Source organism: Porcipelethomonas sp., from assembly GCF_051893655.1.
Classification (GTDB): Bacteria; Bacillota; Clostridia; order Oscillospirales; family Ruminococcaceae; genus Porcipelethomonas.
In genome coordinates this window covers 1-7,263 of the sequence record NZ_JBJFHN010000120.1, presented here as the reverse complement: position 1 = coordinate 7,263, position 7,263 = coordinate 1, and the positions used below count along the sequence as shown (strand labels likewise).

The following is a 7,263-nucleotide window of genomic DNA, read 5'->3' as shown; positions in this document are numbered from 1 at the left end:
AACGCTGAAAACAACCACAACATGAATAAGGATGACCTTTATGTTGCTGAATGTTTTGTTTGCCCGGGTCCTATAATGAAGAGAATCATGCCAAGAGCACAGGGCAGAGCATACAGAATTTTGAAGAGAACATCACACGTTACAATTGTTCTTAAAGAAAAAGAATAATCCCAAGGAGGTTTAATAATGGGCCAGAAAGTTAATCCGCACGGTCTGCGTGTCGGCGTTATAAAAGATTGGGATTCTCGCTGGTTTGCGAATAAGTCAACTTTTGGCGACACTCTTGTTGAAGATTACAACGTTCGTAACTACATTAAGAAGAACTTGTATGCAGCAGGTGTTCCGAGAATTGAAATTGAAAGATTCGCTGAAGATAAGGTTAGAATCCACATTCACTGTGCAAAGCCTGGTATCGTAATCGGCAGAGGCGGCGCAGAAATCGAAAAGCTCCGTCAGAAGCTTGAAAAGATGATGGGCAAGCAGGTTGCTGTAAACATCGTTGAAGTTAAGAACCCTGATATTAACTCACAGCTGGTTGCTGAAAAGATCGCTCTTGATCTTGAAAACAGAATTTCATTCAGACGTACAATGAAACAGGCTATCGGCAGAGCAATGCGTCTGGGTGCAAAGGGTATCAAGGTTACTGTTTCCGGCCGTCTGGGCGGTGCTGAAATTGCAAGAAGCGAAACATATCATGAAGGTACAATTCCGCTTCAGACAATCAGAGCTGATATTGACTACGGAACAGCAGAAGCTCATACAACATACGGCCGTCTCGGCGTTAAAGTATGGATATATAAGGGCGAAGTTTTAAAGGGTGAAGTTTCCAAGTCTGAAGAAAACAAAAACAGAGGCGGAAGAGATAACAGAAGACGCAGCGGTCAGAGACGTGACAATAAAGTCAGAGAAGCAAAGAGTGAAGGAGGTAACCAGTAATGCTACTTCCAAAGAGAGTTAAATACCGTCGTGTACACAGAGGCCGTATGACAGGTCAGGCAACGAGAGGTAACAAGGTAAGCTATGGTGATTTTGGTCTTCAGGCTCTTGAACCTGCATGGATCACATCAAATCAGATTGAAGCAGCCCGTATCGCAATGACACGTTACATCAAGCGTGGCGGTCAGGTATGGATCAAGATTTTCCCGGATAAGCCGGTAACTAAGAAACCGGCCGGAACAAGAATGGGTTCCGGTAAAGGTGCTCCGGAATATTGGGTAGCAGTAGTAAAACCAGGCAGAGTTATGTTTGAAATTGCTGGTGTTCCTGAGGAAACAGCAAGAGAAGCAATGCGTCTGGCAATGCACAAGCTCCCGATTAAATGTAAATTTGTAGCGAAGGAAGAGCAAGGAGGGGAGCAGTAATGAAGGCATCTGAAATCAGAGATATGTCAGTTGAAGAAATGAATGAAAAGCTGGCCGGCTTAAAGGAAGAGCTTTTTGCGCTCCGCTTTCAGCTTGCTGTAAATCAGCTTGACAATACAGCTCGCTTAAAGGCTGTAAAGAAGGATATCGCAAGAATCAAAACAGTTCTCCGTGAAACCGAAATCAAGTCAGGCGTTAAACAGTAAGAAAGGGAGGATTTAGCTATGTCTGAGAGAAACCTTAGAAAAACAAGGGTTGGTAAAGTTGTAAGCGACAAGATGGACAAAACTATCGTTGTTGCTATCGCTGACAATGTTAAACACCCGCTTTATAAAAAGATTATCAAGCGTACAGTTAAACTTAAGGCGCATGATGAAAATAACGAATGCCGCATAGGCGATCGTGTTGAAGTTATGGAAACACGTCCGCTGTCCAAGGACAAGAGATGGCGTGTAACAAACATCATTGAAAAAGCTAAGTAATTAATTTATAGACGAGGAAGCAGTTTTAAGCGAAACGCTTCTGAAAGGAGGAACTCGCTGTGATACAAATGCAATCTTATCTGAAGGTCGCTGACAACACCGGAGCCAAAGAGCTTATGTGTATCAGAGTTCTGGGCGGAACACGCAGAAGATATGCTAATATCGGTGATGTGGTCGTGGCTTCTGTCAAGAAAGCAACACCCGGCGGCGTTGTTAAGAAGGGCGATGTTGTAAAGGCAGTTATCGTGCGTTCAGCAAAGGGCCTTAGAAGAGAAGACGGCACTTATATTCGTTTTGACGAAAATGCAGCTGTTATTATTAAAGAAGATAAAAACCCCAGAGGTACACGTATTTTTGGACCTGTAGCAAGAGAGCTCCGTGATAAGGAATACATGAAGATCTTAAGCCTTGCTCCGGAAGTATTATAATGGAGGTGTCATGATGAGTAAATTACATGTTAAAACAGGTGACACAGTCGTTTTGCTGACAGGTGATTACAAGGACAAATATGAAGACAGCGGAAAGAGAAAGACCGGCAAGGTTCTGGAAGTAAGCCCGAAGGAAGGCAAGGTTATCGTTGAAGGAATCAACATGATAACAAAGCACATGAAGCCTACAAGAGTAGGACAGTCCGGCGGAATCATCAGGGCTGAATCTCCTATTTACGCTTCAAAGGTCCAGCTTGTATGCCCGAAATGCGGCAAGCCTACAAGAGTTGGTCACGGCTTTGAAACCAAGACAAACGCTGCAGGCCAGGAAAAGAAAATTCCTGTAAGAATCTGCAAGAAGTGCGGACACAATTTCTAATAGAAGGAGAAACGACATGGCAAGATTAAAAGATTATTATGTTGATACCGTAGCTCCTGCTTTGATGAAGAAGTTCAATTACAAGAGCGTTATGGAAATTCCGAAGCTCGATAAGGTTATTGTCAATGTAGGTGCCGGAGAGGCGATTTCAAACTCAAAGGTTATCGATGCTATTGTCAATGATCTTACACAGATCACAGGTCAGAAGCCGGTAATCTGCCGAGCAAAGAAATCTGTTGCTAACTTTAAGCTCCGTGAGGGTATGCCGATCGGCGTTAAGGTTACGCTTCGCAGAGAAAATATGTATGAATTTGTTGACAAGCTTTTCAACGTTGCTTTTCCTCGTGTAAGAGACTTCAGAGGAATCAATCCGAATTCTTTTGATGGAAGAGGCAACTACTCAACAGGTATCAAAGAACAGCTTATTTTCCCTGAAATTGAGTATGATAAGATTGACAAAGTCAGAGGTATGGATATAAATTTCATCACAACAGCTAAGACTGATGAAGAAGCAAAAGAGCTGCTCGAAATGCTGGGCGCTCCGTTTGCCAAGTAATTAGGGAGGATTATTCAAATGGCAAAAAAAGCGATGATTAATAAGCAGCAGAGAACTCCCAAGTATTCCACCAGAGCTTACAACAGATGTAAAATCTGCGGCAGACCGCACGCATATTTAAGAAAGTTCGGCATTTGCCGTATCTGCTTCAGAGAACTGGCTCATAAGGGTCAGATTCCTGGTGTAAAGAAGTCAAGCTGGTAAAAATACAAAGGAGGTCATTGGCATGCAGATTACTGATACAATAGCAGATTTGCTGACAAGAATTCGTAATGCGAATTCCGCAAAGCACGCCACGGTTGACGTTCCTGCTTCAAATGTTAAGAAAGCAATCGCACAGATTCTTGTTGACGAAGGATATGTAAAAAGCTTTCAGCTCATTGAAGACGGAAAACAGGGTGTTATAAGAATTACTCTCAAGTACAGTGATTCAAAGTCACCTGTAATTACAGGTCTTCGCAGGGTTTCAAAACCGGGTTTACGTATATATTCAAGTTGTGAAGATATGCCTAAGGTTAGAAAGGGTCTGGGAATTGCGATCGTTTCAACATCAAAGGGAATCATGACAGACAAGAAGGCTCGTGAGCTTAATGTAGGCGGCGAGGTATTAGCATTCGTTTGGTAAGGAGGACAGGGAAATGTCACGTATAGGAAAAATGCCGATCAGTGTCCCTGCCGGAGTTGACGTTACAGTCAACGGAAACATTGTTACTGTTAAAGGTCCTAAGGGTACACTCACAAAAGAATTTTCAAATGCACTAAGCATTGAATATAAGGACGGAGTTATTACAGTTACACGTCCTGACGATTTAAAAGCAAACAAGAGCCTTCATGGTCTTACAAGAACGCTTATTAACAATATGGTTGAAGGCGTTACAAACGGATTTTCAAAGACTCTTGAAATCGAAGGTGTTGGATACCGTGCTGCAAAGCAGGGCAAGAATCTTGTAATGAATCTTGGATATTCTCACCAGGTTATAATGTCAGAAACTGATCAGATTACAATTGATGTTCCTCAGCCGAACAAAATTGTAATTAACGGAATTGACAAGCAGGCTGTAGGACAGTTTGCTGCTGAAGTTCGTGAAAAGCGTCCGCCTGAGCCGTATAAGGGCAAAGGAATCAGATATGCCGGCGAGAGAATCATCCGCAAGGAAGGTAAGGCCGGTAAGGGCAAGAAGTAATAAAGGAGTGAATTTGCAATGATAAAAAAGGCTGACACAAAAAAGGCCAGAGCAAAAAGACACGCCAGAGTTCGTTCCAAGATTTCCGGTACTCCTGAACGTCCTCGTCTGAATGTATTCCGTTCAGCAAAGCATATTTATGCACAGGTTATTGACGATGTAAACGGAGTTACACTTTGTTCCGCTTCAAGCATGGATAAAGAATTTGAAGGAAACGGCGGAAACGTTGAAGGCGCACGTAAGGTTGGCGAAATGGTTGCTAAGCGTGCTGTTGAAAAGGGAATTGCTGAAGTTGTATTTGACAGAGGCGGCTTCCTTTATCACGGAAGAGTAAAAGAACTTGCGCAAAGCGCTCGTGAAAACGGACTGAAGTTCTAAGAAGGAGGTAATACTTTTGGCTAATATAGATGCAAAAGCATTGGAGCTTTCCGAAAAGGTTGTTTCCATTAACAGAGTTGCTAAAACAGTTAAGGGCGGACGTATTATGAAGTTTTCAGCCCTCGTTGTAGTAGGTGACGGAAACGGCACAGTAGGCTTTGGTCTGGGAAAATCAGGCGAAGTTCCTGACGCAATCCGCAAGGGTATTGAAGACGCCAAGAAGAATCTTGTTAAGATTCCTATGTACGGCACAACAATTCCTCACGAAGTAATCGGTGCATTCGGCGCTGGCAGAGTTCTTATGAAGCCTGCTGCTCCTGGTACCGGTGTTATCGCCGGCGGTCCGGTTCGTGCGGTTATTGAAATGGCAGGAATCAAGGATATCAGAACAAAATCTCTTCGTTCCAACAACCCATGCAATGTTGTAAGAGCAACAATCAACGGATTGATGTCATGCACAACAGCTAAGGAAGTTGCTGCTAAGAGAGGCAAATCAATAAAGGAAATTTTAGGTTAAGGAGAGAGCGTTATAATGGCAAAGCAGATTAAGCTTGTTAAAAGTCTTATAGGAAGAAAAAGCGACCAGATTGCTACTGCTCATTCTCTTGGACTTAAGAAAATCGGTCAGGTTGTAGTACAGCCTGATAATGAGCAGACAAACGGAAAAATAAAAAAGATTTCTCATCTCGTTGAGGTTACGGAAGCATAAGCTAAGGAGGTGCGCACATGAAGTTACACGAATTATCACCGGCACCAGGCTCTGTTGCTGAACGTAAGCGTATCGGCAGAGGTCACGGTTCAGGTAACGGCAAAACTGCCGGCAAGGGACATAAGGGACAGAAAGCCCGTTCAGGCGGCGGCGTAAGAATCGGATTTGAAGGCGGACAGATGCCGCTGACAAGAAGAATTCCGAAAAGAGGATTCAATAACATCTTTGCGAAGGAATATTCAATAGTTAATGTTTCTGACCTGAGCAAATTTGTTGACGGAACAGTTGTTGATACAGAAATGCTGATCGCTTCTGGTCTTATAAAGAAAGAAAATGACGGTGTCAAGGTTCTCGGAAACGGAGAACTTACATCTAAAATCACTGTAAAGGCTGCTAAATTCTCAAAAAGTGCTGTTGAAAAAATCGAAAAGGCTGGCGGGAAAGCAGAGGTGATTTAATGTGTTCGAAACATTGAGAAACGCATGGAAAGTTGCGGAAATTCGTAAAAAGCTTTTGTTCACATTATTCATCATTATCGTTTTCAGATTCGGAAGTGCATTGACGGTTCCGTTTCTTACACTGTCAAAAGTTCAGGAATGGATGAGCAGTAATGCTACAGATGGTAATTTTCTCGAATACCTGAACGTTCTGACGGGTGGTGCATTATCTAAAGCGACAATTTTCTCTTTGTCGATCACACCTTTTATTAATGCTTCAATTATTGTACAGCTGCTGACATATGCCCTGCCTCCTCTTGAAAGACTTCAGAGTGAGGGCGAAGAGGGAAGGAAAAGACTGAATCAGATTACAACTATTGTATCTATGGCTTTGTCTATATTTATGTCAATTGCATATTACTTCACATTGAAGAATATGGGTGCTGTAAAATATACAAGCGGATTTGAAGGCGTGTTTGCAGCAATAGTTATTGTGTGCTGCTTTGTTGCCGGAGCTATGCTTGTTGTATGGATGGGCAACAGAATTAATGATAAGGGTATCGGAAACGGCGTATCTATGATCCTCTTTGCAGGTATCGTTGCAAGATTCCCTACCGATGTCGGTACATTAATTGAACTTACAAAGAATGAACCATCAAAATACCTTTTTGTTTCAATAGGTATTGCTATTGTATTTGTTGTTATGATCGGATTCGTAGTATTTATGAATGAAGCAGAAAGAAGAATTCCGATTCAGTATGCTAAACGTGTTGTAGGAAGAAAACAATACGGCGGACAGAGTACACATATTCCTATTAAGGTATGCATGAGCGGCGTTATGCCAATTATCTTTGCAATGGCATTTATGTCACTTCCAAGTACAATAGGAATGTTTAAGGGACCATATGCGTCCCCAGAAGGATTCTGGCAGAAATTTTATAACGGTTTTCTGAATTTCTTCAGTACACAGTCGTTCTCATATGCTGTCATTTATTTTATACTGATTATTGCATTTAACTACTTCTACGTTTCAATGCAGTATAATCCGATAGAAATTGCAAATCAGCTCAGACAGAATAACGGCGGTATTCCGGGTATCAGACCTGGTAAGCCTACATCTGATTATATTCAGAGAGTTTTGTCAAAGATTACATTGGTTGGTGCTATATTCCTTGGAATTATTGCTATATTCCCGATTTTCCTCGGAATGGCAGACGAAAATTTAAGAAGCCTTTCAATGGGCGGTACAACAATGCTTATCGTTGTAAGCGTTGCTTTGGAAACAGTTCGAACACTGGAATCACAGTTGATGATGCGTCATCATAAGGGATTCCTTGAATAAGGAGGTC

The 7,263-nt window shown here is 42.2% G+C and carries 16 protein-coding genes; all 16 read left to right on the top strand.

What is annotated here, in order from left to right:
- Nucleotides 1-168, top strand: a 168-nt coding sequence (locus ACI4WO_RS07040) for a large ribosomal subunit protein uL22 (protein ID WP_439806847.1), incomplete at its 5' end; no start/stop codon positions are given.
- 18 nt (nucleotides 169-186) lie between these two features.
- A complete protein-coding gene (rpsC, locus tag ACI4WO_RS07035; protein ID WP_439806846.1) occupies nucleotides 187-936 on the top strand; it encodes a 30S ribosomal protein S3 in 750 nt (249 codons plus the stop codon).
- The gene (gene rplP / locus ACI4WO_RS07030) at nucleotides 936-1,361 is read left to right on the top strand and encodes a 50S ribosomal protein L16 (RefSeq protein ID WP_439806845.1); all 426 of its coding nucleotides are present in this window, start codon (nucleotides 936-938) and stop codon (nucleotides 1,359-1,361) included. The genes rpsC and rplP overlap by 1 nt, the downstream gene beginning before the upstream one ends.
- Nucleotides 1,361-1,567: a 50S ribosomal protein L29 gene (gene rpmC, locus ACI4WO_RS07025; protein WP_439806844.1), complete on the top strand. Its 207-nt coding sequence runs from the start codon at nucleotides 1,361-1,363 to the stop codon at nucleotides 1,565-1,567. Before rplP ends, rpmC begins: the two co-directional genes overlap by 1 nt.
- A gap of 18 nt (nucleotides 1,568-1,585) precedes the next feature.
- Nucleotides 1,586-1,843, top strand: coding sequence for a 30S ribosomal protein S17 (gene rpsQ, locus ACI4WO_RS07020; RefSeq protein ID WP_177532305.1), 258 nt, complete (start codon nucleotides 1,586-1,588; stop codon nucleotides 1,841-1,843).
- Nucleotides 1,844-1,902: 59 nt separating this feature from the next.
- Nucleotides 1,903-2,271 carry a 50S ribosomal protein L14 gene (gene rplN, locus ACI4WO_RS07015; protein WP_439806843.1) on the top strand — a complete coding sequence of 123 codons (369 nt, stop codon included), beginning with the start codon at nucleotides 1,903-1,905 and terminating at the stop codon, nucleotides 2,269-2,271.
- A gap of 13 nt (nucleotides 2,272-2,284) precedes the next feature.
- On the top strand, nucleotides 2,285-2,650 hold the full coding sequence (gene rplX / locus ACI4WO_RS07010; RefSeq protein WP_439806842.1) for a 50S ribosomal protein L24: 366 nt from the start codon (nucleotides 2,285-2,287) through the stop codon (nucleotides 2,648-2,650).
- A gap of 16 nt (nucleotides 2,651-2,666) precedes the next feature.
- Entirely contained in the window at nucleotides 2,667-3,206 is a 540-nt protein-coding gene (gene rplE / locus ACI4WO_RS07005; protein WP_177496662.1) for a 50S ribosomal protein L5, read from the top strand.
- Between the two features lie 18 nt (nucleotides 3,207-3,224).
- Entirely contained in the window at nucleotides 3,225-3,410 is a 186-nt protein-coding gene (locus tag ACI4WO_RS07000) for a type Z 30S ribosomal protein S14 (RefSeq protein WP_147643199.1), read from the top strand.
- A gap of 22 nt (nucleotides 3,411-3,432) precedes the next feature.
- On the top strand, nucleotides 3,433-3,831 hold the full coding sequence (rpsH, locus tag ACI4WO_RS06995) for a 30S ribosomal protein S8 (RefSeq protein WP_439806841.1): 399 nt from the start codon (nucleotides 3,433-3,435) through the stop codon (nucleotides 3,829-3,831).
- 13 nt (nucleotides 3,832-3,844) lie between these two features.
- A complete protein-coding gene (gene rplF / locus ACI4WO_RS06990) occupies nucleotides 3,845-4,390 on the top strand; it encodes a 50S ribosomal protein L6 (protein ID WP_439806840.1) in 546 nt (181 codons plus the stop codon).
- Nucleotides 4,391-4,408: 18 nt separating this feature from the next.
- Nucleotides 4,409-4,768 (top strand): 50S ribosomal protein L18, encoded by a 360-nt coding sequence (rplR, locus tag ACI4WO_RS06985; RefSeq protein ID WP_439806839.1) that lies wholly within the window; start codon nucleotides 4,409-4,411, stop codon nucleotides 4,766-4,768.
- 16 nt (nucleotides 4,769-4,784) lie between these two features.
- Nucleotides 4,785-5,285, top strand: a complete 501-nt coding sequence (gene rpsE / locus ACI4WO_RS06980; RefSeq protein ID WP_439806838.1) for a 30S ribosomal protein S5 — start codon at nucleotides 4,785-4,787, stop codon at nucleotides 5,283-5,285.
- 15 nt (nucleotides 5,286-5,300) lie between these two features.
- Nucleotides 5,301-5,477 carry a 50S ribosomal protein L30 gene (rpmD, locus tag ACI4WO_RS06975; protein WP_439806837.1) on the top strand — a complete coding sequence of 59 codons (177 nt, stop codon included), beginning with the start codon at nucleotides 5,301-5,303 and terminating at the stop codon, nucleotides 5,475-5,477.
- A 17-nt stretch (nucleotides 5,478-5,494) separates the two neighbouring features.
- Complete coding sequence (gene rplO / locus ACI4WO_RS06970; RefSeq protein ID WP_439806836.1) at nucleotides 5,495-5,935, top strand: 50S ribosomal protein L15; 441 nt, start codon at nucleotides 5,495-5,497, stop codon at nucleotides 5,933-5,935.
- Nucleotide 5,936: 1 nt separating this feature from the next.
- Nucleotides 5,937-7,256, top strand: coding sequence for a preprotein translocase subunit SecY (gene secY / locus ACI4WO_RS06965; RefSeq protein ID WP_439806835.1), 1,320 nt, complete (start codon nucleotides 5,937-5,939; stop codon nucleotides 7,254-7,256).
- Nucleotides 7,257-7,263: the final 7 nt, after the last annotated feature.